This is a genomic window from Mesorhizobium carmichaelinearum (assembly GCF_900199455.1).
In the GTDB taxonomy this organism is placed as follows: domain Bacteria; phylum Pseudomonadota; class Alphaproteobacteria; order Rhizobiales; family Rhizobiaceae; genus Mesorhizobium; species Mesorhizobium carmichaelinearum.
The window spans coordinates 67,280-92,966 of sequence record NZ_FZQR01000010.1; the positions used below are offsets into that span (position 1 = coordinate 67,280).

At 62.5% G+C, this 25,687-nt stretch carries 27 protein-coding genes and 1 pseudogene; 19 read left to right on the forward strand and 9 right to left on the reverse strand.

Annotated features, from left to right (window positions below; all coding sequences use genetic code 11):
* Nucleotides 1-13 precede the first annotated feature (13 nt).
* Nucleotides 14-604, reverse strand: coding sequence for a transglycosylase SLT domain-containing protein (locus CKW40_RS22620; protein ID WP_095202083.1), 591 nt, complete (start codon nt 602-604; stop codon nt 14-16).
* Between the two features lie 217 nt (nt 605-821).
* Here CKW40_RS22620 and CKW40_RS22625 point away from each other — a divergent pair, with 217 nt between their 5' ends.
* Both CKW40_RS22625 and CKW40_RS22635 read left to right on the forward strand, forming a co-directional pair.
* Nucleotides 822-2,360 carry a trimethylamine methyltransferase family protein gene (locus tag CKW40_RS22625; protein WP_179298071.1) on the forward strand — a complete coding sequence of 513 codons (1,539 nt, stop codon included), beginning with the start codon at nt 822-824 and terminating at the stop codon, nt 2,358-2,360.
* Between the two features lie 241 nt (nt 2,361-2,601).
* Nucleotides 2,602-5,028, forward strand: coding sequence for a GcvT family protein (locus CKW40_RS22635; RefSeq protein WP_095202085.1), 2,427 nt, complete (start codon nt 2,602-2,604; stop codon nt 5,026-5,028).
* A gap of 49 nt (nt 5,029-5,077) precedes the next feature.
* Here the strand turns inward: CKW40_RS22635 and CKW40_RS22640 are convergent, their stop codons facing one another.
* Together CKW40_RS22640 and CKW40_RS22645 are read right to left on the reverse strand one after the other, a co-directional pair.
* Nucleotides 5,078-5,740 (reverse strand): hypothetical protein, encoded by a 663-nt coding sequence (locus CKW40_RS22640; RefSeq protein ID WP_244571254.1) that lies wholly within the window; start codon nt 5,738-5,740, stop codon nt 5,078-5,080.
* A gap of 246 nt (nt 5,741-5,986) precedes the next feature.
* The gene (locus CKW40_RS22645; protein ID WP_095202086.1) at nt 5,987-6,172 is read right to left on the reverse strand and encodes a hypothetical protein; all 186 of its coding nucleotides are present in this window, start codon (nt 6,170-6,172) and stop codon (nt 5,987-5,989) included.
* Nucleotides 6,173-6,219: 47 nt separating this feature from the next.
* Between CKW40_RS22645 and CKW40_RS43085 the strand changes: the two genes are divergently transcribed.
* Nucleotides 6,220-6,795 carry a PDDEXK-like family protein gene (locus CKW40_RS43085; protein WP_143748361.1) on the forward strand — a complete coding sequence of 192 codons (576 nt, stop codon included), beginning with the start codon at nt 6,220-6,222 and terminating at the stop codon, nt 6,793-6,795.
* A 35-nt stretch (nt 6,796-6,830) separates the two neighbouring features.
* Nucleotides 6,831-7,343, forward strand: a pseudogene (locus CKW40_RS22655) (glycine cleavage T C-terminal barrel domain-containing protein); the annotation flags it as partial.
* A gap of 22 nt (nt 7,344-7,365) precedes the next feature.
* Here the strand turns inward: CKW40_RS22655 and CKW40_RS22660 are convergent.
* Complete coding sequence (locus CKW40_RS22660; protein ID WP_095202088.1) at nt 7,366-7,758, reverse strand: DoxX family protein; 393 nt, start codon at nt 7,756-7,758, stop codon at nt 7,366-7,368.
* A gap of 202 nt (nt 7,759-7,960) precedes the next feature.
* Here CKW40_RS22660 and CKW40_RS22665 point away from each other — a divergent pair, with 202 nt between their 5' ends.
* Nucleotides 7,961-8,449 (forward strand): hypothetical protein, encoded by a 489-nt coding sequence (locus CKW40_RS22665; RefSeq protein WP_095202089.1) that lies wholly within the window; start codon nt 7,961-7,963, stop codon nt 8,447-8,449.
* Nucleotides 8,450-8,531: 82 nt separating this feature from the next.
* Here CKW40_RS22665 and CKW40_RS22670 read toward each other — a convergent pair whose 3' ends face one another.
* Nucleotides 8,532-9,308: a VOC family protein gene (locus CKW40_RS22670; protein WP_095202090.1), complete on the reverse strand. Its 777-nt coding sequence runs from the start codon at nt 9,306-9,308 to the stop codon at nt 8,532-8,534.
* A 165-nt stretch (nt 9,309-9,473) separates the two neighbouring features.
* Between CKW40_RS22670 and CKW40_RS22675 the strand changes: the two genes are divergently transcribed.
* From CKW40_RS22675 to CKW40_RS22710, 8 genes are all read left to right on the forward strand, one after another.
* Nucleotides 9,474-10,211: a gamma-glutamylcyclotransferase gene (locus tag CKW40_RS22675; protein WP_095202288.1), complete on the forward strand. Its 738-nt coding sequence runs from the start codon at nt 9,474-9,476 to the stop codon at nt 10,209-10,211.
* A gap of 121 nt (nt 10,212-10,332) precedes the next feature.
* Nucleotides 10,333-11,688 carry an NAD(P)-dependent oxidoreductase gene (locus tag CKW40_RS22680; RefSeq protein WP_095202091.1) on the forward strand — a complete coding sequence of 452 codons (1,356 nt, stop codon included), beginning with the start codon at nt 10,333-10,335 and terminating at the stop codon, nt 11,686-11,688.
* 5 nt (nt 11,689-11,693) lie between these two features.
* A complete protein-coding gene (locus CKW40_RS22685; protein WP_095202092.1) occupies nt 11,694-12,536 on the forward strand; it encodes a class I SAM-dependent methyltransferase in 843 nt (280 codons plus the stop codon).
* Nucleotides 12,537-12,548: 12 nt separating this feature from the next.
* The gene (gene preA, locus CKW40_RS22690; RefSeq protein ID WP_095202093.1) at nt 12,549-13,862 is read left to right on the forward strand and encodes an NAD-dependent dihydropyrimidine dehydrogenase subunit PreA; all 1,314 of its coding nucleotides are present in this window, start codon (nt 12,549-12,551) and stop codon (nt 13,860-13,862) included.
* 357 nt (nt 13,863-14,219) lie between these two features.
* On the forward strand, nt 14,220-14,750 hold the full coding sequence (locus CKW40_RS22695) for an RrF2 family transcriptional regulator (protein ID WP_095202094.1): 531 nt from the start codon (nt 14,220-14,222) through the stop codon (nt 14,748-14,750).
* An 11-nt stretch (nt 14,751-14,761) separates the two neighbouring features.
* Nucleotides 14,762-15,220 (forward strand): carboxymuconolactone decarboxylase family protein, encoded by a 459-nt coding sequence (locus CKW40_RS22700; RefSeq protein WP_095202095.1) that lies wholly within the window; start codon nt 14,762-14,764, stop codon nt 15,218-15,220.
* Nucleotides 15,221-15,287: 67 nt separating this feature from the next.
* Nucleotides 15,288-15,668, forward strand: coding sequence for a DoxX family protein (locus CKW40_RS22705; protein WP_095202096.1), 381 nt, complete (start codon nt 15,288-15,290; stop codon nt 15,666-15,668).
* A gap of 461 nt (nt 15,669-16,129) precedes the next feature.
* Complete coding sequence (locus CKW40_RS22710; protein WP_095202097.1) at nt 16,130-16,789, forward strand: DUF7019 family protein; 660 nt, start codon at nt 16,130-16,132, stop codon at nt 16,787-16,789.
* Between the two features lie 74 nt (nt 16,790-16,863).
* Here CKW40_RS22710 and CKW40_RS22715 read toward each other — a convergent pair whose 3' ends face one another.
* Nucleotides 16,864-17,586, reverse strand: a complete 723-nt coding sequence (locus CKW40_RS22715; protein ID WP_095202098.1) for an SDR family oxidoreductase — start codon at nt 17,584-17,586, stop codon at nt 16,864-16,866.
* Complete coding sequence (locus CKW40_RS22720) at nt 17,583-18,422, reverse strand: SDR family NAD(P)-dependent oxidoreductase (protein ID WP_095202099.1); 840 nt, start codon at nt 18,420-18,422, stop codon at nt 17,583-17,585. Before CKW40_RS22720 ends, CKW40_RS22715 begins: the two co-directional genes overlap by 4 nt.
* A 104-nt stretch (nt 18,423-18,526) precedes the next feature.
* On the opposite strand from CKW40_RS22720, the gene CKW40_RS22725 reads away from it, so the two are divergent.
* Nucleotides 18,527-19,399 (forward strand): helix-turn-helix transcriptional regulator, encoded by an 873-nt coding sequence (locus tag CKW40_RS22725; RefSeq protein WP_095202100.1) that lies wholly within the window; start codon nt 18,527-18,529, stop codon nt 19,397-19,399.
* A 6-nt stretch (nt 19,400-19,405) separates the two neighbouring features.
* On the opposite strand, the gene CKW40_RS22730 is transcribed toward CKW40_RS22725, so the two are convergent.
* Entirely contained in the window at nt 19,406-20,041 is a 636-nt protein-coding gene (locus tag CKW40_RS22730; RefSeq protein WP_095202101.1) for a TetR family transcriptional regulator C-terminal domain-containing protein, read from the reverse strand.
* Nucleotides 20,042-20,268: 227 nt separating this feature from the next.
* On the opposite strand from CKW40_RS22730, the gene aptA reads away from it, so the two are divergent.
* The 5 genes from aptA (at nt 20,269) to CKW40_RS22755 (ending at nt 25,214) form a co-directional block, all read left to right on the forward strand.
* Nucleotides 20,269-21,597, forward strand: a complete 1,329-nt coding sequence (gene aptA / locus CKW40_RS22735; RefSeq protein WP_095202102.1) for an omega-aminotransferase AptA — start codon at nt 20,269-20,271, stop codon at nt 21,595-21,597.
* Between the two features lie 67 nt (nt 21,598-21,664).
* Nucleotides 21,665-22,915 (forward strand): Zn-dependent hydrolase, encoded by a 1,251-nt coding sequence (locus CKW40_RS22740; protein WP_095202103.1) that lies wholly within the window; start codon nt 21,665-21,667, stop codon nt 22,913-22,915.
* Between the two features lie 64 nt (nt 22,916-22,979).
* A complete protein-coding gene (gene hydA, locus CKW40_RS22745; RefSeq protein WP_095202104.1) occupies nt 22,980-24,431 on the forward strand; it encodes a dihydropyrimidinase in 1,452 nt (483 codons plus the stop codon).
* Between the two features lie 2 nt (nt 24,432-24,433).
* Nucleotides 24,434-24,805 carry a hypothetical protein gene (locus CKW40_RS22750; protein WP_095202105.1) on the forward strand — a complete coding sequence of 124 codons (372 nt, stop codon included), beginning with the start codon at nt 24,434-24,436 and terminating at the stop codon, nt 24,803-24,805.
* Between the two features lie 31 nt (nt 24,806-24,836).
* On the forward strand, nt 24,837-25,214 hold the full coding sequence (locus CKW40_RS22755; RefSeq protein ID WP_179298072.1) for a hypothetical protein: 378 nt from the start codon (nt 24,837-24,839) through the stop codon (nt 25,212-25,214).
* Between the two features lie 17 nt (nt 25,215-25,231).
* On the opposite strand, the gene CKW40_RS22760 is transcribed toward CKW40_RS22755, so the two are convergent.
* Nucleotides 25,232-25,636: a cupin domain-containing protein gene (locus tag CKW40_RS22760; RefSeq protein ID WP_015317160.1), complete on the reverse strand. Its 405-nt coding sequence runs from the start codon at nt 25,634-25,636 to the stop codon at nt 25,232-25,234.
* Nucleotides 25,637-25,687: the final 51 nt, after the last annotated feature.

A 25,687-nucleotide genomic window follows, 5' to 3' on the forward strand; every position in this document is an offset into this window, starting at 1 on the left:
AGGCGCGGCGCGTTCAGTTGGCGCACTGCCGTAGCTGTTCGGCATAATCGCGCGCCATCTTCTCCGTCGCCCGTGCATAGCCTTGGACGCCGGCATCGCCACGGTTGCCGCGGCCATAGGCGGTCCAGCCGAGATAGTAGGCGAGGTAGAGATTGTAGGTGTCGTTGCGGGCGACGCCGTAGGTGTCTGCGGTCTTGGAATGATACCAGCCGACGAAGTCGACGGCGTCGGCGAATTTGGTGCGCCGCGCCGCCCAATTGCCGGTTTCGCGCTGATATTGCGACCAGGTGCCGTCGAGCGCCTGCGAGAAGCCGGTGGCCGAGGAGACGTGCTTCCACGGAATGAAGCCGAGCAGCTTGGTGCGCGGCGGGCGGGCATTGCTCTTGAAACCGGATTCCTTGCGCACCGTCGCCATCAGCACAGGGACCGGCACGCCGTATTTCTGCTCTGTGCGTTCGGCCGCCGACTGCCAATTGTCGAACCAGCCGTCATTCTGGTCGAAGACGGCACAGACATTGTTGATGTGGCTGGGCGCGGTCGCGCAGGCCGAAAGTGCCAGCAACACGCCAACCGCTACAATTTTACTAAAACTCGACCTACGCATTGGGTGAGCAATAGGCCGAAATCATAAAGGGAATCTTGCTGTGTCCGTTAACGCTTCGCCGGGACGAGTGTTCGGGAAAATGCCGTATTAGTATTACGACGCTTGGTGTCGATTTTTATAAAATGATATTGCATAAATGCCGCCGTGGCTAAAATCACGCCTGTAAACGGCGCATTTCTGACAGCTCATCCGGCTTGCCGAGGCTTTGATGCCTGGCATGAACGAACCAAGACGCAAGCGCGGCGCCGAGCGCACCAGCAACCGGGGGCCAGCGCCCATCCAGCAACTGCCGCAAAGGCGCGTGACCAATCCCTATCCGCCGATGGCTTTGCTGTCTCCAGACCAGATCGAGGCGATCCACCAGGCGTCGATGCATATATTGGAGAATTTCGGCATCGAGGTGATGAGCCCGCGCGCGCTGTCGCTGTTTGAGAAGGCGGGTGCTGTGGTTGATCACGCCTCGGCCAATGTCCGCATCGATCGCGGCATGGTCGACGAGGCGCTGAAGACGACGCGGTCCAACTATACGCTGACACCCCGCAACCCGGCCAACACGATCCATCTTGGCGGCAACACCATCAATTTCACGCTGGTCGCCGGCCCGCCCAATGTGCATGACATGGAACGCGGCCGCCGCGCCGGAAACTTGCGCGACTATGCCGATCTCACCCGGCTGGCGCAGCATTTCAACTGCGTCCACATGCTCGGCAATCAGGTCTGCGCACCGGTCGAACTGCCGGCCAATTCGCGCCATCTCGACACCTACTTCACCAATCTGACGCTGACCGACAAGAGTTTCCATGTCTCGGCGATTGGCCGGGGCAGGGCGCTGGACGGCATCGAGATGATGGCGATCGCGCGCGGGCTGACGCTCGACCAGCTGCGCGACGACCCGGGCATCGCCACCATCATCTCGGTCAACTCGCCGCGCCGCTTCGACGAGATGATGGCCGAGGGGCTGATGACCATGGCCGAATTCGGCCAGTCGGTGGCGGTGACGCCGTTCACGCTGATGGGGGCGATGAGCCCGGTGACGCTGGCGGGTGCTTTGGCGCAGCAGAATGCCGAGGCGCTGTTCGGCGTCGTGCTGACACAGCTGGTGCGGCCGGGCGCTCCGGTGATGTATGGCGCCTTCACCTCCAATGTCGACATGAAGTCGGGCGCGCCGGCCTTCGGCACGCCGGAGAACACCAAGGCCAACATCGCCTCGGGGCAATTGGCGCGGCGTTACGGGCTGCCTTACCGGACGACGCCCGGCTCGGCCTCCAACGCGGCGGATGCGCAAGGCGCCTATGAGACGCTGATGGCCCTGTGGGGCGCCGTGCTCGGCCACGGCAATCTCGTCTACCATGCCGCCGGCTGGCAGGAGGGCGGACTGACGGCGTCGTTCGAAAAATTCATCATCGATGTCGAGATGATCCAGCACATGATGGAGTTCCTGCGGCCGATCGTGGTCGACGAGGCCGAGCTTGCTGTCGAGGCGCTGGGCGCGGTGCCGACGGGCGGCCATTTCTTCGGCGAGCCGCACACGCTGGAGCGTTACGCCACCGCCTTCTACCAGCCGATGCTGTCCAACTGGCAGAATTTTGAAGCCTGGCAGGAAGCCGGCGGCCTCGACGCGACAGCGCGCGCGACACGGCTGTGGAAGAAGGCGCTGGAGGATTATGCCGAGCCGGCGATGGATATCGCCGTGCGTGAGGCGCTGGAGGCATACATGGCCAGGCGCAAGGAAGCGATCGGGCAGGGGGAACCTTGAGTTCTTTAGCGTCGGCGCGCGGCACCCCCCTCTGCCCTGCCGGGCATCTCCCCCTCAAGGGGGGAGATCGGCTCTCACATCCCGCTTCGCCAATCACCAACGTTGAAAAGAAGACGGCGGGGCAGCCGCTGCTGATCTCCCCTCTTAAGGGGGAGATGGCCAGCAGGCCAGAGGGGGGTGCCTGGCGCTGCCTTTCAGATTCATTTTATCTCTCCAACTCACTGATATCAGAGAAAAATCCATGAAATCGCATGCAAAGGTCGTGGTCATTGGCGGCGGGGTCGTCGGGTGTTCCGTGCTGTTCCATCTCGCCCGCCATGGCTGGACCGACGTGGTGCTTTTGGAGCGCGACGAGCTGACATCAGGCTCGACCTGGCACGCGGCGGGCGGCATGCACACGATCAATGGCGACCCCAACGTCGCCAAGCTGCAGAAATACACGATCAGCCTCTACAAGGAGATCGAGGAGCTGTCGGGACAGGCGACCGGGGTGCACCTGACCGGCGGCGTGCTGCTTGCCGCGACCGAGGCGCGGCTGGACTGGCTGCGCGGCGTCGTCGCCAAGGGCCGCTATCTCGGCATCGACCTGGAAGTGATCTCGCCGAGAGAGGCGGCCGAGCTGATGCCGCTGCTCGATCCCAAGCAGTTCGTCGGCGCCGTCAGGAACAAGGAGGATGGCCATCTCGATCCGTCGGGCGTCACCCATGCCTATGCCAAGGCGGCGCGGAAGCTTGGAGCGGAGGTGGAGCGCTTCACCAAGGTCGAGGACATCGTGCGGCGTCCCGACGGGCTGTGGCGCGTCATCACCAACAAGGGCGAGGTGGTGGCCGAGCATATCGTCAATGCCGGCGGCCTGTGGGCGCGCGAGGTCGGCCGCATGGTTGGCCTCGAGCTGCCGGTGCTGGCCATGGAGCACATGTATCTGATCACCGAGGACATGCCGGAGGTCGCCGCCTGGAACGCCAAAACCGGCACCGAGATCATGCACGCGGTCGATTTCGACGGCGAACTTTACCTGCGCCAGGAGCGCGGCGGCATGCTGATGGGCACCTACGAGAAGGCCAACAAGCCATGGTCCGAGTACCAGACACCATGGAATTTCGGCCATGAATTGCTGGCGCCGGACATCGACCGCATTGCGCCGTCGCTCGAAGTCGGCTTCCGCCACTTCCCGGCCTTCCAGCACACCGGCATCAAGCAGATCATCAACGGGCCGTTCACCTTCGCGCCGGACGGCAATCCGCTGGTCGGGCCGGTGCGCGGCCTTCCCGGCTTCTGGGTCGCCTGCGGCGTCATGGCCGGCTTTTCGCAGGGCGGCGGGGTTGGTCTCGCACTGTCCAACTGGATGATCGAGGGCGATCCCGGCGCCGACATCTGGGCGATGGACGTGGCGCGCTACGGCGACTGGGCGACGATGGCCTACACCAACGCCAAGGTGCGTGAGAACTATTCCAGGCGGTTTTCGATCCGCTTCCCCAACGAGGAACTGCCGGCCGGACGGCCGCTGAAGACGACGCCGGTCTACGATCTTCTGTCGGCCAAAGGCGCGCAGTTTGGCGTCGCCTACGGGCTGGAAGTGCCGCTCTGGTATGCGCCGGAAGGCATCAAGGACGAGTTCTCCTGGCGGCGTTCCAGCGATTTCACCCATGTCGCTGGGGAGGTCGCGACGGTTCGCGACGGCGTCGGCCTGGCGGAGATTTCGAGCTTCGCCAAATACAAGGTGACGGGCGAGGGGGCGGCTGCCTGGCTCGACCGCATGCTCGCCTGCAAATTGCCGAAGCCCGGCCGCATGACGCTGGCGCCGATGCTGAAAGACGACGGCAGACTGATCGGCGATTTCACGCTGGCCAATCTCGGCTTAGACGGCTGGTTCCTCGCCGGCTCTGGCATTGCCGAGCAATATCACATGCGCTGGTTCGAGGCGCATCTGCCAGGCGACGGCTCGGTTCACATCGAGGCGCTGGGCGCGAAACTCACCGGCCTTGCGATTGCCGGGCCGAAGGCGCGGGAAGTGTTGGCCAAGGTCAGCCGCGCTGATGTTTCGAACGCGGCGTTTCCGTTCATGGCGGTGGCCAGGATGGATATCGGCATGGCGCCATGCCTGGTCGGCCGCGTCAGCTACACCGGCGATCTCGGCTATGAGATCTGGGTGGCGCCGGAATATCAGCGCGCGGTGCTCCATGCGCTGATGGCGGCGGGCGCGGAATTCGGCATCGGCCTGTTCGGCTCGCGGGCGCTCAATGCGCTCAGGCTGGAAAAGAATTACGGCTCATGGGGGCGCGAATACCGGCCGATCTATGGGCCGCTCGAAGCCGGGCTCGACCGCTTCGTCGCCTATGGCAAGGAGGCCGATTTCATCGGCAAGGCGGCAGCGCTGGCCGAGCGCAAGCAAGGCGGCAAACTGCGACTGCGCGCCTTCATCGTCGAGACGCAAGATGCCGATGTCATTGGCGACGAGCCGATCTGGTTCGGCGGCGCGGTGCGCGGGTGGGTGACGTCGGGCGGCTATGCCCATCACTCGAAAAAGTCGGTCGCCGTCGGTTATGTGCCGAAGGAGATCGCCGACGAGAGCGACGGCTTCGAAATCGAGTTGCTGGGCAAGCGCCATGCGGCGCGCATCCAGGCAGCGCCGCTGTTCGATGCGAATTTCGAGCGGATGCGGGGGTGAGCGCGTCCCATCATGCGTCAGGCGCTGCAGCGGTCGTGTAGTTGCGGTATTACGTCGTGGGTAGCTCACCGCTGGAGCTTCGCTGGTCAAAGTCAGAGCTCAGCAGTCCATCGAAAAGTTGAATGCTCCAAGCTCGGCGCTCACTCAGCAGGGCCTCATACCGCTGGCACTTCCAAGAGATAAGATCGCGACACATCTCGTCGAGCGAAAGAGCGTCTCTTAAGCCAAACTCCTCGATGGCGCTCATGCGGCCAGAAGGCGACACCGCGCCCCAGATGAGAATTGCGCCAGCGGTCAGCATCTTCTTTTTGCGAACCCATACCTGGAGGTCTTCCGATGGCCGAGCTGATCGCAAGAAAACTTCGAAGGCCGGCTTTTTGTGATGTTTAAGCTGCTCAGCGTTCATCAGAATGAAGTATCGGAAGCTTTGGTATTCGATCTCGCACTTCATCTCGGCAACGTATAGCGCACCGGTCTTCCGGTCTCGCAGGGTGAAGTCCAGCGTGTAGCCCCGGTCGGCCATGCTAGTTTTTACCGTGGGGCGACCGATGTCTTGGTAAGGCGATCGCTCGTCACAACACCAAAGCGAGACAATCCTCTCGGAGAATATGCCGAACATTCGCGACAGAAACTTCGCTCGGTCAGCTTCCGCCCGGCTGTCGGGCTTGAAGATCGCGCTCAGAAGCTGGCTCATGAATGCAATGCCGATCAACAGGTTTCTGACTAAAGCGAAGCAAGCCACCATTCTGTGCCCTGCTCAAGTTCTTAGTGACGGCCGCTCACAGGAAACCGTCTCCAGCATAATCGTAGTAACAATCGGCGAGCCCAACGTAAGTCGTAATCCATCGAGGATCGGGGTTAAGCGAACTACGGCTTTTGGCAGAAGCATGGCCTGCCGAGCAGCCCGGGCCCGCGAGACGCCAGCGCATCGCCTGGTAGTGCTTATTTCGCCAGCCGTTCAACCGGGCTCAATGATCTCCTTGGCCAATGCCTCGCCCTCATGGATTGGTTCGGGCCTGTAAGGAACGAACACCGTTTCTTCGCTGGGTAAGACACCAGGCAAATATGTTTGCTCGCTCGCCATTCGGATCAGGCGAAGAGCCTGCCACGCGTTGCCGAGCGGATCGATGCCGATTCCGTCCATGCAGGCATTCCATTTCGTTTCATGCTCGATTTTGGTAGGAGTTTGAGATGAACCAAGACGGAAGCAACGGACTGTCGTCTCGTAAGCCTTACGCGCAGTACGCTGCGTGGGCGCTCGCAAATCCAGGCGCGACAATCGAGGATATGCGAGCAGCGTTTCCACATATCGCGGCGTCAACAATTACTACGCAGTTTCGACTGACATGCCTCTATATCGCTGACCCTGAACGTTCCACGAGGCAGAAGCGCAGTGTAACGCTGGGTGATCTCGGCGAGGCACGTGCTGTCGCAATGCTTGAAGCGCAGGGCTGGACAGTTGATCACGTCAATGAGCGCAAGCGCAATGTTCCTGTTCTCGATCTAATCGCACGGAAGGATGGACGTGTCATTGAGGTGCAGGTGAAAGCGTCGGCCAGATCATGCGCGCCACTGACGCAGAAGAACGCTCTGCCGCATCTGTGGTTCATCGTGATCGACTACCGCAAAGGCGAACCGCGTGACTACGTGTTGCCGGGGACCGCCCTTGTCGAGCCTATCTACTATCGATCACCTTGCGGCAAAGCCGGACGTATCAGATTGAAAGAACTCGCGGCTTTCGAAAACAACGGTATATCGCTCGCTTGAATTGCGCCGAATAACTGCCTTTGACGATCAGGATGCCGGAGTATCAGCGCGCCGCCTTCCAGGCCGTGATGGCGGCGGGCGCGGAATTCGGCATCGGCCTGTTCGGCTCGCGGGCGCTCAATGCGCTCAGGCTGGAGAAGAATTACGGCTCATGGGGGCGCGAATACCGGCCGATCTATGGGCCGCTCGAAGCCGGGCTCGACCGCTTCGTCGCCTATGGCAAGGAGGCCGATTTCATAGGCAAGGCGGCAGCGCTCAGCGAGCGCAAGCAAGGCGGCAAATTGCGGCTGCGAGCCTTCATTGTCGACGCCAGCGACGCCGATGTCATCGGCGACGAGCCGATCTGGTTCGGCGGTGCGGTGCGCGGCTGGGTGACGTCGGGCGGTTATGCCCATCATTCGAAAAAGTCGGTCGCCGTCGGTTATGTGCCGAAGGAGATCGCCGAGGAGAGTGACGGCTTCGAAATCGAGTTGCTGGGCAAGCGCCACGCGGCGCGCATTCAAGCGGCGCCGCTGTTCGATGCGAATTTCGAACGGATGCGGGGTTGAGGGCTCACCCCCGCATGGAGCATCAGGCCTTGCTGCGGTTGTCCAGCGCGAAGGCGCCGGCGCCGGCGAAGACCAGATAGAGGAAGATGAAGCAGAAGGAGATCGCCGCGTCGCCGCCATTGTTGGCCGGGAAGAAGTCGCGCGGGTAGTGCGCCATAAAATAGGCGATCGCCATTTCACCGGCCAGGAGGAACGCGACCGGGCGGGTGAACAGGCCAAGCGCCAGCAGAATGCCGCCGGCGAATTCGAGGATGGCGGCGGTCGTCGTCAACCCGGTGAGGGCGTGAGGATCGGCGCTGATGGGGAAATTGAACAGTTTCTGACTGCCGTGCTCGATAAACTGCAGCGCGGTCATGATGCGCAGCACGCCGAGCGCCTGCGGTCGGTATCGGGAGAGGCCTTCGAAAAGCTTCATCTAAAACTCCATTTTCACCCTCCCGATCCGGCCATAGATTGTTGCCCGGCGATGGACCATTCACTTCCCATGGCGCGTCATCAACAATCGGTGATTGGAAATGTTCACCGGTATGCCCTTTGATATTGTTCTCGTTTGGGTTGCATTTATAACGCTATGGTTGTATTAGTACGGACACTCTGAACATGTGGATTCCCTTGCCATGAAAAAAGTTATCATCAGCCTATTCGCACTCCTTGCATGCACCAGCTTCGCCATGGCGGAGGACGCCGGCTGCGAGGCCTTCAAATGGCCGGTGACGCGGGAACAGGCGCTGTTTGCCGCGGCGCCCGCCACGCCGGCTGGAGCGGAGCTGGCGGTGGGCGCTGCCGCGGATTTGGCACTGGTCCCGGCGGAGAAAGCCGGCTTTACGCTGCCGCCCGAGCGCGCGCCGGCGGAGGGCACGTTCGGTGCCGTCGCCAGCGTGGAGGTGCCGGCTGAGGGGGCGATTCAGATCAGCCTGTCGGGCGAGGCCTGGATCGATGTCATCCAGGACGGCAAGGCCGTGAAATCGGCCGGCTATAGCGGCGTGAAAACCTGCCCCGGCATCCGCAAGAGCGTGCGTTTCAAGCTTGCGGCCGGCCCGGCCACCGTCCAGTTCAGTGGCGCGAAAAAGGCCGAACTGAAGGTCGCGGTGCTGACGCCGGAATAAGTCGGCCAGGCAGAGGCATGCGGCCTTTCACCCGGGGGTGTGATGAAAGGCCGTCGCCTCGTGCCAGCGGTGTCTGTTGCCGTCAGCGCACCAGCGCCATCAGCGCGAAATGCGCGCCTTGCGGATCCTGGCATTGCACGATCCAGCTGCCGCCGGGCACCTCCATCGGCCCCATCAGGATCTTGCCGCCATTGTCGGTGACGCGTTTTGCCGCCGCGTCGATGCCGGTGACGTTGAAATAGAACTGCCAGACCGGGACGGGGATTTGCGCCGGCTTGTTCATGATGCCGCCGCCGGATTCGGGGCCGGCCGTGAAAGTCTGGTAGGTGCCCATCGGACCCATGTCGAAATCGCCGGCATTGGCCCAGCCGAACTGGCCGGAATAGAAATCGAACGCGGCCTTCCAATCGCTGGTGTAGAGCTCGTGCCAGCCGATATGGCCAGGCGTGCTGGCCGGCACAACGGGCTGGTCGGGGCCGTTGGGCTGCAGGAACATGAAGGTCGCGCCTTGCGGATCGGCGACGACGGCAAAGCGGCCGACGCCGGGGATGTCGTCGGGCTCGCGGTGCACAGCGCCGCCAGCAGCCTTCAGTGCCTTGGTCGAGGCATCAACATCTTTGGTGTGGATATAGCCGAGCCAGGCAGGCGGCATGCCCATCTTGGCGGCATCCTCGGGCATCGTCATCAGGCCGCCGACGCCGCGCTCGCCGACATTCATGACGATGTAGCGCGGCATGCCGGGGGCTTTGTCGAAAGGCTGCGCCGTCCAGCCGACAACCTTGGTATAAAAGGCCTCGGCGGCGTCGAGGTCTGTTGTCATCAGCTCGTACCAGAAGAAAGGCATCGGGGATTTTGGCATGGTCGGTCTCCTCACCGTTCAGCATTGATCGTCGTCCGATCCACCGCAGGACGATCCTGGCGGCGGAAATCCGACAACCACCCGCACAATAATGTCTGCCCATGACATGCGTTCCCCGGTTGCGCGCCCCGCGGTTTTCGATTTCTGTACGGCAGGGGGTTGTTCATGCGCCTTATGTCGCTCACGCCAGAGCTTGTCGCACTGTGTCACAGGGAAGAGGCCGATCCCGGTCCGGACCCAAGCTGGACCGAGTTGAAGGACGGGGATTTCCAGAGCCTTGCCTTGCGGCTTTCCGGCGAAGCGGATGAGGGGCCTCTCTGGGTGTTCGCCTATGGCTCGCTGATCTGGAAGCCGGAATTCGAATCGGTCGAGCAGCGGCTCGCCACGGCCTTCGGCTGGCATCGCTCCTTCTGCCTCGACATGGTGCGTTGGCGCGGCAGCGCCGCGCAGCCGGGGCTGATGATGGCGCTCGAGCGCGGCGGACGCTGCAATGGGGTGATCTACCGCTTGCCGGAGGGCGAAAAGCCGGCCCAGATCGAAAGGCTTCTGCGGCGTGAGATCAGCGACCATGAGAGCGTCAGCTCGGTCCGGTGGCTGCCGGTGCATACGGCGCAAGGCGGGCTACGGGCGCTCGGTTTCTGGGTTGGCGTCAAGGGGCGAGGAACGTCACTCGGCCAGCCGCTGGACAAGGTGGCAAGCGTGTTGGCCAGAGCCTGCGGCCATATCGGGTCCGGCGCGGAATATCTCTACAACACGGTCAGCCACCTCGAAGCGTTCGGCATCCACGACCGCAATCTGTGGCGGCTGCAGCAACTGGTGGCGGACGAGGTCCGGGCACTCCATGGCCGGCCGGTCGGCGAGGACCACCATCCAGTCCGACAAGAGCAGCCGTCCACAGCATAACATGAGTGAAAAAATCATGTTTTTATCGAACCTTTTCAGCGGCTTGCGCTGAAAATTGACCAATTGATAAAAAAATAAAACGTGCTAGCCTTCCCCAAAACGAAAACATGGGGAACTGACAATGCCAGAAGGCCAGTTCAAGGAAGGTATCGTCGGCGGCCGGCTTGCGGCCGAGCAGTACGCGGACAATTTTTCCGACCTGCATCCGCCGCTCGATCATCACGAGGCGCTGGTCGAATCCGACCGCTGCTATTTCTGCTACGATGCGCCGTGCATGAATGCGTGCCCGACCTCGATCGACATTCCGCTGTTCATCCGCCAGATCTCGACCGGCAATCCGATCGGCTCGGCCAAAACCATCTTCGACCAGAACATTTTGGGCGGCATGTGCGCCCGCGTCTGCCCGACCGAAACGCTGTGCGAAGAGGTCTGCGTGCGCGAGGTGGCGGAAGGCAAGCCGGTGCAGATCGGGCGGCTGCAGCGCTACGCCACCGATGTCGCCATGGCCGAGAACAAGCAGTTCTACCCGCGCCCGGAGCCGACCGGAAAAACGGTCGCCGTGGTCGGCGCCGGCCCGGCCGGTCTTGCCGCCGCGCACCGGCTCGCCCGCCATGGCCATGACGTCACCATACTGGAAGCGCGCCCGAAGGCCGGCGGCCTCAACGAATACGGCATCGCCGCCTATAAGAGCGTCGACAATTTCGCCCAGGCCGAGGTCGACTATGTCACCGCGATCGGCGGCATCGACATCCAGAACGGCAAGGCGCTCGGCCGCGACTATCAGCTCTCCGACCTGATCCGCAATTACGACGCGGTGTTCCTCGGCATGGGGCTTGGCGGCGTCAACGCGCTGCGCGCCGATGGCGAAGATGCCGCCGGCGTCACCAATGCGGTGGAGTTCATCGCCGAGCTGCGCCAGGCGAGCGATCTCTCCGGCCTGCCGGTCGGCCGGCGCGTCGTCGTCATCGGCGGCGGCATGACGGCGATCGACGCCGCCGTGCAGTCGAAACTGCTTGGCGCCGAGGAGGTGACGATCTGCTACCGGCGCGGCCAGGAGCACATGAACGCCTCCGGGTTCGAGCAGGACCTGGCCGCCGCCAATGGCGTCACCATCCGCCACTGGCTGCAGCCGAAGCGGGTGATCGCCGAGGCTGGCAAGGTGTCGGGTATCGAACTCGAATACACGGCATTGAAGGGTGATAAGCTCGCCGGCACAGGCGAGACGCTGACGCTGGTTGCCGACCAGGTGTTCAAGGCCATCGGCCAGAGCTTTGTTCCGGCCGCACTCAATGGCAGCGGTACGTCGATCGAGCTCGAAGCCGGCCGCATCAAGGTCGACGCGGAAGGGCGCACTTCGCTGGCCAAGGTCTGGGCCGGCGGCGACTGCATCTTTGGCGGCGACGACCTGACGGTTTCGGCCGTGGCGCAAGGGCGCGACGCGGCGGAGAGCATCAACAGGAGTCTGACGCAGGGATAAGGATCATGGCCACGGTGGAACCGGGCGTCGCCCGTCACTACGACATAGCGGGTCTTGAGCAGCGCATCCTTGCCGCGCTCGCCGAGACCGGCGTGGACATTGCCCATCTGCGTGCCGGCGATCTCGAAGCGGTCGACGAATTCCACATTGGCGGCATCGCCGCCACCAGGGAACTGCTTGGCCAGATGGGTTTGAAACCTGGAGCCAGGCTGCTCGACATCGGATCGGGGGTAGGCGGTCCGGCCCGTTTTGCCGCCAACAATGCCGGCGCCGATGTCACCGGCATCGATCTCACGCAAAGCTATGTCGACATCGCGACCAGCCTGTCGAAGCGCACGGGAATGGCGGAGAAGACGCGCTTCGTGCAAGGCAGCGCGCTGGACATGCCATTCGCCAACGCCAGCTTTGACGCGGCCATGATCCTGCATGTCGGCATGAACCTTTCCGACAAGAAGAAGCTGATGAGCGAGGCCGCGCGCGTGCTCAAGCCGGGCGGCGTTTTTGCGGTCTACGATGTGATGCGGCTTAAGGCCGGCGCGCTAACCTATCCCGTGCCATGGGCCTCAAACGAGACCATGTCCTTTGTCGCCACGCCCGACGACTATCGCTCGGCGGCTACGGCTTGCGGCTTCTCCGTCGTCGCCGAGAGGCAGCGTGGTGCTTTCGCCGTCGAATTCTTCGCCGCGATACGTGCTCGGATGGCCGCCGCGCAGGCGGAAGGAAAAAAGCCGGCGCCCGGCGTCGGCCTGGTCATGGGCGAAGATGCCCGCACCAAGATTGCCAATATCACCGCCGCGCTTGAAGGCGGCATTCTCGCACCCGTCGAACTGCTTCTTCGTCTCGGCTGAAAGGGACCTGTCATGGCAGACCTCCACAACAATTTCGTCGGCATCAAATCGCCAAATCCGTTCTGGCTGGCCTCGGCGCCGCCGACCGACAAGGCCTACAACGTCATCCGCGCCTTCAAGGCAGGGTGGGGCGGCGTGGTGTGGAAGACGCTGGGCGAGGAAGGGCCGCCGGTGGTCAACGTCAACGGCCCGCGCTATGGCGCGATCTGGGGCGCCGACCGCCGCCTGCTCGGCCTCAACAACATCGAACTGATCACCGACCGCGACCTGCAGGTCAATCTGCGTGAAATTAAACAGGTCAAGAAGGATTGGCCCGACCGCGCCATCGTCGTCTCGCTGATGGTGCCTTGTGTCGAGGAGAGCTGGAAGGCGATCCTGCCGGTGGTCGAGGAGACGGAAGCCGACGGCATCGAGCTCAATTTCGGCTGCCCGCACGGCATGTCGGAACGCGGCATGGGTGCTGCCGTCGGCCAGGTGCCGGAATACATTGAAATGGTGGTGCGCTGGTGCAAGCAGAACACCCGCATGCCCGTCATCACCAAGCTGACACCCAACATCACCGATGTGCGCAAGCCGGCGCGCGCCGCACTCGCCGGCGGCACCGACGCGGTGTCGCTGATCAACACCATCAATTCGATCACTGGGGTCGACCTCGACAGTTTCGCCCCGCAGCCGACCATCGACGGCAAGGGCTCGCATGGCGGCTATTGCGGCCCGGCGGTGAAGCCGATCGCCATGAACATGGTGGCCGAAATCGCCCGCGATCCGGAAACGCATGGGCTGCCCATCTCCGGCATTGGCGGCATCACCACCTGGCGTGACGCGGCCGAATTCATGGCGCTGGGCGCCGGCAATGTGCAGGTCTGCACGGCGGCGATGACCTATGGCTTCAAGATCGTGCAGGAGATGATCGCCGGTCTGGAAAACTGGATGGACGAGAAGGGCCACCGCTCGCTCGACGACATCGTCGGCCGCGCCACGCCCAACGTCACCGACTGGCAGTATCTCAACCTCAACTATGTCGCCAAGGCGCGTATCGACCAGGACGCCTGCATCAAATGCGGTCGCTGCCACATTGCCTGCGAGGACACTTCGCACCAGGCGATCACCAACATGGTCAATGGCGTGAGACACTTCGAGGTGATCGAGGCCGAGTGCGTCGGCTGCAACCTCTGCGTCAATGTCTGCCCGGTCGACAATTGCATTACCATGGAGCCGCTGGCCGCCGGCGCGATGGATCAGCGCACCGGCAAGCCGGTGTCGCCGATCTACGCCAATTGGACGACACACCCAAACAACCCGATGGCCAAGGTGGCGGCGGAGTAGGGTTTGTTCCAGCGCAGGTAGGGCTGCTTGGCAGAACTTGGGTTCCTCGCCCCACGGAGTGGGGAGAGGTGGCCCGGCGAAGCCGGGACGGAGAGGGGCCTTCGGGACGACTGGGAGCTTACCCAGGCTCCAGATAGCCTTTCATCTTGTTTGCGCCTGATTCCTCACCGGTTTTGACTTCGTAGAGGTCGTCCCCCTCTCCGTCCCGGCTTCGCCGGGCCACCTCTCCCCCGCTTCGCGGGGTGCGAGGAACCCAGGTCCTGTGACGCCATCGCGAACATGAGGATTTTCGCATTTCCCTATTGCAGATAAAAATTATCCAAGATAAAAGATATCCATGAATAGGAGATCGGCATCATGAAGCTGGGCGAGGGCGTTGAGGCGGCCATCCATTGCGCGGCCACGCTGGCAAGCGTCGAGGGCAACAGCACCATGCCGGGTGCTGCTCTCGCAGAGTGTTTCGGCCTGTCGCCGAGCTATCTTTTGAAGCATCTCAACATGCTGACTGCAGCGCGCATCTTGGAATCGGTATCGGGTCCGGCGGGCGGCTACCGGCTGGCGCGGCCGGCCGAGCGCATCACGCTGCTCGACATCGTGCTGGCGGTCGAAGGGCGCGAGCAGGCGTTTCGCTGCGGCGAAATCCGCCGCAACGGTCCGGTCAAGATTGATGCCTCGGCCTATGTCAAACCCTGCGGCATCAATGCCGCGATGCTCAGGGCTGAGCGCGCCTATCGGGCAGCGCTCGCCGAAGTGAAGCTCTCCGACATCGTGGCGGATTACGCGGCGGAGGGCGATCCAAGATCCTTTGCCGCGAGCTGCGCCTTTGTTGCACGCCACCAGCGGCCGCAGAAATCCAGTTCCAACCCCCAAAACCCAAAGCAGATGTGAAAGGAAAGACGATGAAGCCGAGACTGCAATTCTTCGCCAAGGCGCCCGAGATCATGAAGGCGGTGTCGGCGCTCAACAAGGCGGTCGACGAATGCGGGCTCGAGGTCAGCCTGCTGCACCTGATCAAGCTCAGGGCTTCGCAGATCAATGGCTGTTCCTACTGCGTCGAGATGCACAGCCGCGAGGCGCGGCGCGATGGCGAAACCGAGCAGCGCCTCTACCTCGTCGCGGCCTGGAAGGAATCGCCGCTGTTTTCCGAACGCGAGCGCGCCGCCTTCGCCTGGACCGAGGCGGTCACGCTGATCGCCAACAATGGCGTATCGGATGAGCTCTATGCGCGCACGCTGGAGCATTTCTCGGAAGAGGAACTGGTCAAGCTGTCGGTTGCGCTCGGCATGATCAACACCTGGAACCGGTTGTGCATTCCGTTCCACGCCATTCATCCGATGCCGGCCGCCAAGGCGGCCTGATTGTCCTGATGTGTTTGGGGCGCCGTCGAGGAGGCGGCGCCCCAACTGTTTTCAAAGGAAGGGTTTGATGCCGGTCGATTTGCCTTCGACCTTGTTGTTTCTCGGCCGCCTGCTGCTCGGCGGCGCCTTCGTCTTCGCCGGCCTGCGCAACATCCAGAACGCGGTCTTCCTCACCGGGCTGATGGCCGAGCGCGGCGTACCGCAGGCGCGGCCGGCGCTGTGGGCCGGCATCGTCCTGCAGATCCTTGCCGGCGCCTTGGTGATGGCAGGCCTGTGGACAGCGATCGCCTGCGCGGTGCTGGTGCTGTTCCTGATCGTCGCGACGCCGATGTTCCACAATTTCTGGGACCATCAGGGCCCGGACCGCGCCGCGCGCATCAACGGCTTCGTCGGCAACGTCGCATTGGGCGGTGGTTTCCTGACGCTGATCGCACCGTATGTTGGATGAGCTGCTGATGGCTTGGTTGCCGTTGTCGTCAGCGTATTGCGCCTCCTTACCTTCTCGGTTTCAGTCGATTAGCGCTAGTCAGCCGCTACTTGTGACGCCGCCTTTGGTCTTTTCGAACACGCCGCCAACCGCCGTGCGCCGTTGGGATATCAGAGGGCTAGAGCTTCATCGTAAGTCTGATATGAATATGCAGGCTCGCGTAAGGCCAGTCATGAAACATCATCCTGCAAAACGGTAGCGGGTGCAGGGACTTCGGCCAGGCGATTGGTCAAAGCTCTCGTCGATCGGTGAAGCAGTTGTCAGGGCGCTGATCATCTCGCTGATGGTCGCAAACGTCACCCCGCTGGTTACCTTATCAACGGTGTGATATTCGGTCCGAAGTATAACTTGCGTCCGAACGTGAGTTGCCTGCGCATGACGCATTTTGCAAGTGTCTTAGAAGCAAGGGTAGGAGGGTGGCAATGAAGTACTATTTGTACATTTCCGACTCTAAGGTGGACATGCTCCTGCCTCAGATACCCTTAGGGTTTAAACAGAAGGCCAGTGCCGAATTCGGTTTTGACATAAAGGTGTTCTCAGCGAAGGTTTCGACTGAGGTTAATACCCTGGAGGATCGCGTGCGGCGGCTAAACGCGGTTACCGACTATATTGTGCAGACCCAAGACATGGGTACCATCGACGAGCCGGCTTCGTGGATAGCCGACACTAAGACAGTGAAATACGGACTCATCGGAGACGGTACCAAAGTCACTGGTTACATAGGAAAGTCCGCTGAGACCAGATTTCTTCTTGCGGGTTCATCGGCGCATTTGGTCGGCTCGCCAAGAGATGGCGAAACGATCGGGCATGGATTTTCCTACGTTCCGCGCCTTATGACATACTTGAAAAGTGCGATCGAATACTCCGAAAATGATGAACTCGATGAAGGCAGATTGGAAAATTATCTTGGCAAGGATGCAGGCGACACGAAGCAAAGCAACTGGCAGCAGCTGATCACTGATGGTGACTACAGGATGACTGAGGTCACTGAAATCGAGTTCCTCGCCAAGAGGCTTATGTATCTGGATGGGAAGAAGAAAGTGCTGCTCGCCACGCCCCTGTACGTCGCCATGGTCAATTAGATCGATGCTAACTAGAGCTGGAGCGGGAAGCGAAGATTCTCCCTTCTGGCGGGTCTGATTTCTAAATCTTCTACTCACGCGGCAAACCGCAGGCCGCCATCGCAGGTCAGCACTTGGCCGGTCATGAAGCCATTGGAGACGAGGAAGGCTATCGCCGAGGCGACGTCCTCGGCGCGGCCGACCCTGCCGACAGGCGTCTTGCCGGCATATTCGGCAAAGACCGCCTGCCGCTGTTCGTCGGGCAAAAAGTCCCACCACGGCGTGTCGATGACGCCGGGGGCGACGACGTTGACGCGCAGCGGCTTCAGTTCGACAGCCAGGATCGGCGTCACGGTCAGCAGCATGCCGTTGACGGCACCGATGCCGGCGACGCCGGGCATGGCGACCTGAGCCGACACCGCCGAAATGAAGGTCACCGATCCCGATTTGTTCAGCGTCGGCAAGGCGGCCTGCAGGCAGGACAGTTGCGGCCGCACCTTCTCCTCGACGCCGCTGCCGATATCGGCAAGGTCGAGCGTCTCGAAGGGGCCAAGGCCCTTGCCGCCACTCGCCGCCAGAACGAGATGGTCGAACGGGCCGAGGCGCTCGAAGAACTGGCGGACCTCATCCGGCTTCGAAGCATCGAATGCTGCCTTGTCGGCGGCTCCGCCAAGGCTTTTCCAGGCGCCGTTGAGCTTGTCCTGGTTGCGCCCGGTGATGGTCACCTTCATGCCCGGGCCAAGCAGTTTTCGCGCGGTTGCCAGGCCGATGCCGGACGAGCCGCCGATGATGACTGTGTGTTCGGTTTTGGCGGTCATGAATGCTGTTCCTTCTGTTCTGGGGAAGCCGAGCCGACAAGGTCGAGGCTGAGGCTTCGCAATTGCTGCCGTGCCCTGGCGTCGTAGGCCTGGGCATCGGCGCGGGCTTGGCGCAGGCCGTCGAAATAGAGGCCGCTGCGGCCTTCGAGCGCGGATGAGGTGGCGAGATTGACGATGGCGTCGGCGCCGGTTTCGACAGAGCTCCATGGTGTCACACCGGCCTGGCGGACCATGGTCGTGTCCATGTAGCTCGCCGGATGCAGCGCGTTCACGGTGACGCCGGTGCCTTTCAGCTCTTCCGCCAGATCGACGGTGAGCAGGATCTGCGCCAGCTTGCTCTGGCAGTAGGCGCGCACGCCGCTATAGCCATGGGTCAGCATGACATCGCTGAAATCAATCGCCTGCTGGCCGGCCGAGGCGACGTTGACGATGCGCGCCGGTGCGCTCGCCTTCAGCAGCGGCAGAAGTTCCGAGGTCAGCAGGAAACCGGCGAGATAGTTGACCGCGAAGCGCAGTTCATAACCGTCGGCGCTGATCTGTCTCTTGGCGCCGGCCGTGCCGATGCCGGCATTGTTGATGAGGATATCGAGCCGGTTCGTCTTGGCGCGGACGGCCTCGGCGAGGCGGCGAACCTCCGTCAGTGAGGCGAGGTCGGCGGCGAAGAACTCGGCTCTGCCGCCGGCGGCCTCGATTTCCGCGACCACTGCCTTGCCGCGCGCCGCATCGCGGCCGTGTACCAGCACGCGGGCGCCGGCGGCACCCAGCCTTTGCGCGACGACGCGGCCGACGCCGTCGGTCGAGCCGGTGATGAGGATTGTCTTGTCTTTCAGGTCCATGCTCAGAGCCTCCTGTATGTCGCTCTGGACGCAAGATGGGAGATCCGGCCGACCTCAAACAGTTCAAACTTTATCCTGGTATCAGTACTGCTATAATAGCCATCATGGATGCCCTATCTCATTCCGCTGAAGACAGCCGCCGGCGCGAACTCGGCGCTTTCCTGCGCTCACGCCGCGAAAGGCTCACGCCCTCGGCGACCGGCATCGCGACTGGTCTCAGGCGGCGCACGCCAGGCCTGCGCCGCGAGGAGGTGGCGATGATCGCCGGCGTCGGCACCACCTGGTACACCTGGCTGGAGCAGGGCAGGGACGTGCGCCCCTCGGTGGAGGTGCTGACGGCGCTGTGCGCGGCGCTGCGCCTCGACGCCGCCGAGAAGCGGCATCTGTTCACGCTTGCCGGCCGTCAGCAGCCGGAGCGCCGCCGTATCGCGGCAGGAAAGGTCGAAGGCCCCTTGCTGCATATGCTGCAAAGCCTTGTCCTGCAGCCCGCCTATGTCGTCGGTCCGCGCTGGGACGTGCTGGCGTGGAATGACGCGGCCGTTGCCATTTTCGGCGATTACGGCCAGCTCGATGGCGACGCCCGCAACATCATCCACGGCGTGTTCACCGATCCGCACCGGCGGCATCTCCTGGTGGACTGGGAGCAACTGGCGCGCGCAACCCTCGCCGCGTTCCGCGCCGAGAGCGCCAAATATGTCGGCGATCCGGATTTCGAGCGACTGATCGCGCTGATGATGCGCTCAAGTCCCGAGTTCCGGGAATGGTGGCCGCAACGCGACGTCGTGCACCGCTTGTCCGGCATGAAGCATCTGCGCCACCCGATCGCCGGCCCGATGGTGTTCGAGCATATGAGCCTGTCGATCGATGACGGCTCCGATATGAAGCTGATCGTCTACACGCCGCTCGCCGAGCACAACTCGATCGCCAAGCTGCAGAAGCTGCTGGACGCGCTGCCGGCCGAGCGGCGCAGCGCCTGAGAGGGGTCACCCCCTCGGCTTCAGCCCCTCAAGAAACAACTGCTCCAGGAACCTTGCGGCATCTTCGAAGCGGCCGTCGCCGCCGCGGTTCGGCCCGAGCACCGCGCGGACCTGGACGTCGAAATCGGCATAATGCTGCGTCGTTGCCCAGATCGAGAAGATCAGGTGCCAAGGGTCGGTTTTGGCGATCTTGCCGGCGCGCATCCAGCCCTTGATGATGGCGGCCTTCTCGTCGACCAGCGTCTTCAGCTCGCCGGCCAGCAGCGGCATGATGCGCGGCGCGCCTTGCAGGATTTCATTGGCGAACAGCCGGCTCTCGCGCGGGAAATCGCGCGCCATTTCGAGCTTGCGCCTGATGTAGCTCCTGAGTTCGGTCATGGGGTCGCCGATGTCGTCGAGCTCGCGCAGCGGCGCCAGCCAGGTGTCGAGCAGGCGCTGCATCAACGTCTCGTGAATGTCCTCCTTGCGGCGGAAGTAATAGAGCAGGTTGGGCTTCGACATGCCGGCGGCTTCGGCGATCTGGTCGATGGTCGAGCCGCGGAAGCCGTGGGTGGAGAACACTTCGAGTGCGGCCTCCAGGATGAGCTCGCGCTTTTCCTGCTGGATGCGGGTACGGCGAGGCGCTTCCGTGCCGGTGTTCACCGTTGCGAACCCTCATGTTGGCGGTCATCTGGACCAATTCTCTGGACCAGTTTTTCCCTGGGCTGTGGAACGCACTTCAGGAGCCGCATTTCCGCTAGTAATCCCTTGACCGCCGACAGGGCGGTGCTAACGTTTGTCCAATCGGTCAAAAATTTGCGTAGCATGAAAACGGCGCAAAGACCAAGCGTTGGACGCACCGAAACAGGTTACAAGGGGAAGTCTTGGTCATGTCCAACCGGCTGAAAGTCACGCCGAACGATCTCAGCGCATTCTGGATGCCGTTCACGGCAAACCGGCAGTTCAAGCAGGCGCCACGCATGTTCGTGTCCGCCAAGGACATGCATTACACGACCAGCGACGGCCGCAAGGTGCTGGACGGCACCGCTGGCCTCTGGTGCGTCAATGCCGGGCACTGCCGGCCGAAGATTACCGAAGCGATCCAGCATCAGGCCGCCGAGCTCGACTACGCCCCGGCCTTCCAGATGGGCCATCCGATCGTGTTCGAACTGGCCAACCGTCTGGTCGACCTCGCGCCCAAGGGCATGGACCACGTCTTCTTCACCAATTCCGGTTCGGAATCGGTCGAGACCGCGCTGAAGATGGCGATCGCCTATCACCGGGTGAAGGGCGAGGGCGCGCGCACCCGCCTGATCGGCCGCGAGCGCGGCTATCACGGCGTCAATTTCGGCGGCATCTCGGTCGGCGGTATCGTCAGCAACCGCAAGATGTTCGGCACGCTGCTCGGCGGCGTCGACCACATGCCACACACGCATCTGCCGGAGAAGAACGCCTTCTCGAAGGGCGTGCCGGAATATGGCGCGGAGCTCGCCAATGAGCTGGAGCGCATTGTCACATTGCATGACGCCTCGACCATCGCCGCCGTCATCGTCGAGCCGGTCGCCGGCTCCACCGGCGTCATCCTGCCGCCCAAGGGCTATCTGCAGAAGCTGCGCGAAATCTGCACCAAGCACGGCATCCTGCTGATCTTCGACGAGGTCATCACCGGCTTCGGCCGTCTCGGCGCGCCGTTCGCCGCCGACTATTTCGGCGTCACGCCCGACATCATGACCACCGCCAAGGGCGTCTCCAACGGCGTCATCCCGATGGGCGCGGTGTTCGTGAAGAAGGAAATTCACGACGCCTTCATGACCGGCCCCGAGCACATGATCGAGTTCTTCCACGGCTACACCTATTCGGGCAATCCGATCGCTTGCGCCGCGGCCCTGGGTACGCTCGACACCTACAAGGAAGAGGGCCTGCTCACCCGTGGCGAGGAACTGGCGCCCTATTGGGAGGACGCGCTGCATTCGCTGAAGGGCGAGCCACATGTCATCGACATCAGGAACATCGGCCTGATCGGCGCGATAGAACTGGCGCCGATCGCCGGCAGCCCGACCAAGCGGGCCTTCTCGGCCTTCGTCAAGGCGTTCGAGCGTGGCGCGCTGATCCGCACCACCGGCGACATCATCGCGCTGTCGCCGCCGCTGATCATCACCAAGGGCCAGATCAACGAACTGATCGACCATGTGCGTGAAGTGCTGAGGTCGATCGACTAGTCTATTCAACCCATCGGGCGGCGGTTCCCGCCGCCCGATGGGTGACATGCAATTGGAGAGGTTTTGAATGGCCGCACCCGGCGAGAATCTGCGAATCAATTCAGACCGTTTGTGGGATTCGCTGATGGAAATGGCGAAGATCGGTCCCGGCATTGCCGGCGGCAACAATCGCCAGACCGTGACCGACGAAGACGGCGAGGGCCGGCATCTGTTCAAGCGCTGGTGCGATGCCGCTGGGCTCGAAATGGGTGTCGACGAGATGGGCACGATGTTTGCCCGCCGCGAAGGCACCGACCCCAGCCTGCCGCCGGTCTATGTCGGCAGCCATCTCGATACGCAGCCGACCGGCGGCAAATATGACGGCGTGCTCGGCGTTCTTGGCGGCCTGGAGATCGTGCGCTCGCTCAACGATCTCGACATCAAGACAAAACATCCGATCGTCGTCACCAACTGGACGAACGAGGAAGGTGCGCGCTTCGCGCCGGCGATGATGGCGTCGGGCGTGTTCGCCGGCGTGCTCGAACAGGCCGATGTCTACGAGCATACCGACAAGCAAGGCAAGAAATTCGGCGAGGAGCTGGAGCGCATCGGCTGGAAGGGCACCGAGAAGGTCGGCGACAGAAAGATCCACGCCTTCTTCGAACTGCATATCGAGCAGGGGCCGATCCTCGAGGACGAAGGCATCGACATCGGCGTCGTCACCCATGGCCAGGGCCTGAAATGGCTGCAGGTGACGCTGACCGGCAAGGAAGCCCATACCGGCTCGACGCCGATGCCCAAGCGCCGCAATGCCGGGCTCGGCATGGCCCGCGTGGTCGAACTGGTGCACGAAATCGCCATGGACTATCAGCCCGACGCCGTCGGCGCGGTCGGCCACATGGAAGTGTTCCCGAACTCGCGCAACATCATCGCCGGCCGCACCGTCTTCACCATCGACATCCGCTCGCCCGAGAAGGAAGTGCTTGATGCCATGGATGGCCGCATCCGCGAAGGCATCGACACGATCTGCGAGGCGCTCGACATCCAAAACAAGATCGAGCAGGTCGGCCATTTCGATCCGGTCACCTTTGATGCGGGCTGTGTGAAAGCCATCCGCGATGCCGCCGACCGCCTCGGCTATACGCACCGCAACATCGTCTCGGGTGCGGGCCACGATGCCTGCTGGATCAACCGCGTCGCGCCGACCGCCATGGTGATGTGCCCGTGTGTTGACGGGTTGTCACACAACGAGGCCGAGGAAATCACCAAGGAATGGGCGGGCGCCGGCGCCGATGTGCTGTTCCATGCGGTGGTGGAGACCGCCGTCATCGTGGAGTGAACTTAGACATCTAGATTCCAAACGCCGCTCATAAAGAAGCGCGAAGAGAACAAGGGAACAGAAAATGACCAAAGTTATCAAGAACGGCACCGTCGTCACCGCTGATCGCAGCTGGAAGGCCGACGTGCTGTTCAGCCACGGCAAGATCGTTGCCATCGGCTCGGACCTGCATGGCGACCATGAGTATGACGCCACCGGCTGCTATGTGATGCCCGGCGGCATCGACCCGCACACCCATCTCGAAATGCCGTTCATGGGCACCTATTCGGCCGACGATTTCGAATCCGGTACGCGGGCCGCCCTTGCCGGCGGCACCACGATGGTGGTCGATTTCTGCCTGCCGTCGCCGCAGCAATCGCTGCTTGAGGCCTTGCAGATGTGGGACAACAAGACGTCCAAGGCTGCCTGCGACTATTCCTTCCACATGGCCATCACCTGGTGGGGCAAGCAGGTGTTCGACGAGATGGCCACCGTCGTCGACAAGGGCATCACCTCGTTCAAGCACTTCATGGCCTACAAGGGCGCGCTGATGGTGGACGACGACGAGATGTATGCGTCGTTCCAGCGCTGCGCCGACCTTGGCGCGCTGCCGCTGGTGCATGCGGAGAATGGCGATGTGGTTGCGGCGCTGTCGCAGAAGCTGCTCGCCGCCGGCAATAACGGCCCGGAAGGCCATGCCTATTCGCGGCCGCCGGAAGTGGAAGGCGAGGCCACAAATCGCGCCATCATGATCGCCGACATGGCCGGCGTGCCGCTCTATGTCGTGCATGTCTCCTGCGAGCAGAGCCACGAGGCCATCCGCCGGGCACGGCAGAAGGGCATGCGGGTGTTCGGCGAGCCGCTGATCCAGCACCTGACGCTTGATGAGACCGAGTATTTCAACAAGGACTGGGACCATGCGGCGCGCCGTGTCATGAGCCCGCCCTTCCGCAACAAATTGCACCAGGATTCGCTGTGGGCGGGCCTGCAGGCCGGGTCGCTGCAGGTGGTGGCGACCGACCATTGCGCCTTCACCACCAAGCAGAAGCGCAACGGCATCGGCGACTTCACCAAGATCCCGAACGGCACTGGCGGCCTCGAGGACCGCTTGCCAATGCTGTGGACCACGGGCGTCAACACCGGTCGGCTGACGATGAACGAGTTCGTCGCGGTGACCTCGACCAACATCGCCAAGATCCTCAACATGTACCCGAAGAAGGGCGCCATCGTTGAAGGCGCCGACGCGGACATCCTGGTTTGGGACCCGGAGCGCAAGAAAACCATCACCTCGAAAAAGCAGCAGTCGGTCATCGACTACAATGTCTTCGAAGGCTTCGAGGTGACCGGCTTGCCGCGCTTTGTCTTCTCGCGCGGCGAACTGTCGATCGAGGAAGCCGAGGTGAAGGCCAAGCCCGGCCATGGCCAGTTCGTCGGCCGCGAGCCGAACGCGGCGGTCAACCGGGCGCTGTCGACGTGGAAAGACATCACCGCGCCGCGCAAGGTGGAACGGACCGGCATCCCGGCGACGGGGGTCTAGGCTTGGCGCGTTCGGCCGCGCTCATCTCAGTGGTCCTGGCGGCAGTTGCCGGTGGTCCGGCGACCGCGGCCGGCGTGCTGGCAGGCTCCTGGGGCAATGATGTCGGCTGTGCCGGCACTAAGGCCGGTTATCAGGACAGCGATGCCTATATCCTGCTGACCGCGGAAGGCATCGAGACCTATGGCAGCGGTTGCCGGTTCGAGCGGCAATTGACCTCAGTGCCAGGCCCGCAATCGCTGCGTTCTACCTGTTCCGCCGAGGGCGAGGCGGGGACGACGATCGAAATAGTTGTGGTCACCAACAAGGGTGCGGATGGTTTCTTCGTCACCATTCCCGGCCTCGAGGAACTGGGGCCGCTGCAATCATGTTCGTGATTTTTTGACCATCGGGATCTGGGGGATGAGCATGCGTGGTTTTGGTCTGTCTGTTGCGATAGTTGTCGTTTTGGCTGCCGGTCAGGCATTCGCGGCAGGCATCGACCTGTCGAAACCCTATGGCGACAAATATGGCTGCATCAACCGAAACGGCCAGGAAGTCGCCGCCGATCAGATGCTGCTTTTGACCGACAAGGAATTGATCACCGCCGCCAGCGCCTGCACGTTCACGAAGACGCAAGCGCAGGCTGACGGATCGCTGGTGGTGACGGCGACATGTGAGGCGGAAGGCGAGGAGGGACAGGCGCCGACCAATTTCATCATCAAGCGCAGTGCCAAGAACGCCAAGAAGCTGACGATCACCGATGCGGACGGCAACGTCATGGGCGAAGTCTCGCGGTGCAAATGACCGCGATCCCATCAGCGTCAGGCGACCAGCGCATCCAGCTCCGGCAGCAGGACGACGCTTTCCTGCTCGTTGGGATCGGTGCGGGCAATGACGGCCGAAGAGGGAGCGTTGCTCAGATTGGCCGGCAGATGCGGCACACCGGCCGGAATGTAGAAGAGGTCGCCGGCCTTGACGACGATGTGGTGCTCGAGCCGGTCGCCATACCAGGTATGGACCTCGCCGGAGAGAACGTAGATCGCCGTTTCATGGTTCTCGTGCAGATGCGCCTTGGCGCGGGCGCCGGGAGGCATGGTGAGCACATGCATGCAGATGCCGGAGGAGCCGACCGACTCCGTGGCAATGCCGGCGAAATAGGTCAAACCCTGCTTGCCTTCATAAGTGCTTTCAGGGCGGATAAGATGACAAGTGGGTTTGGGCGACATCGGGGAACTCCGGGCGTCGATTTGAGTGGGACAGGCTTAGTGGGACAGGGC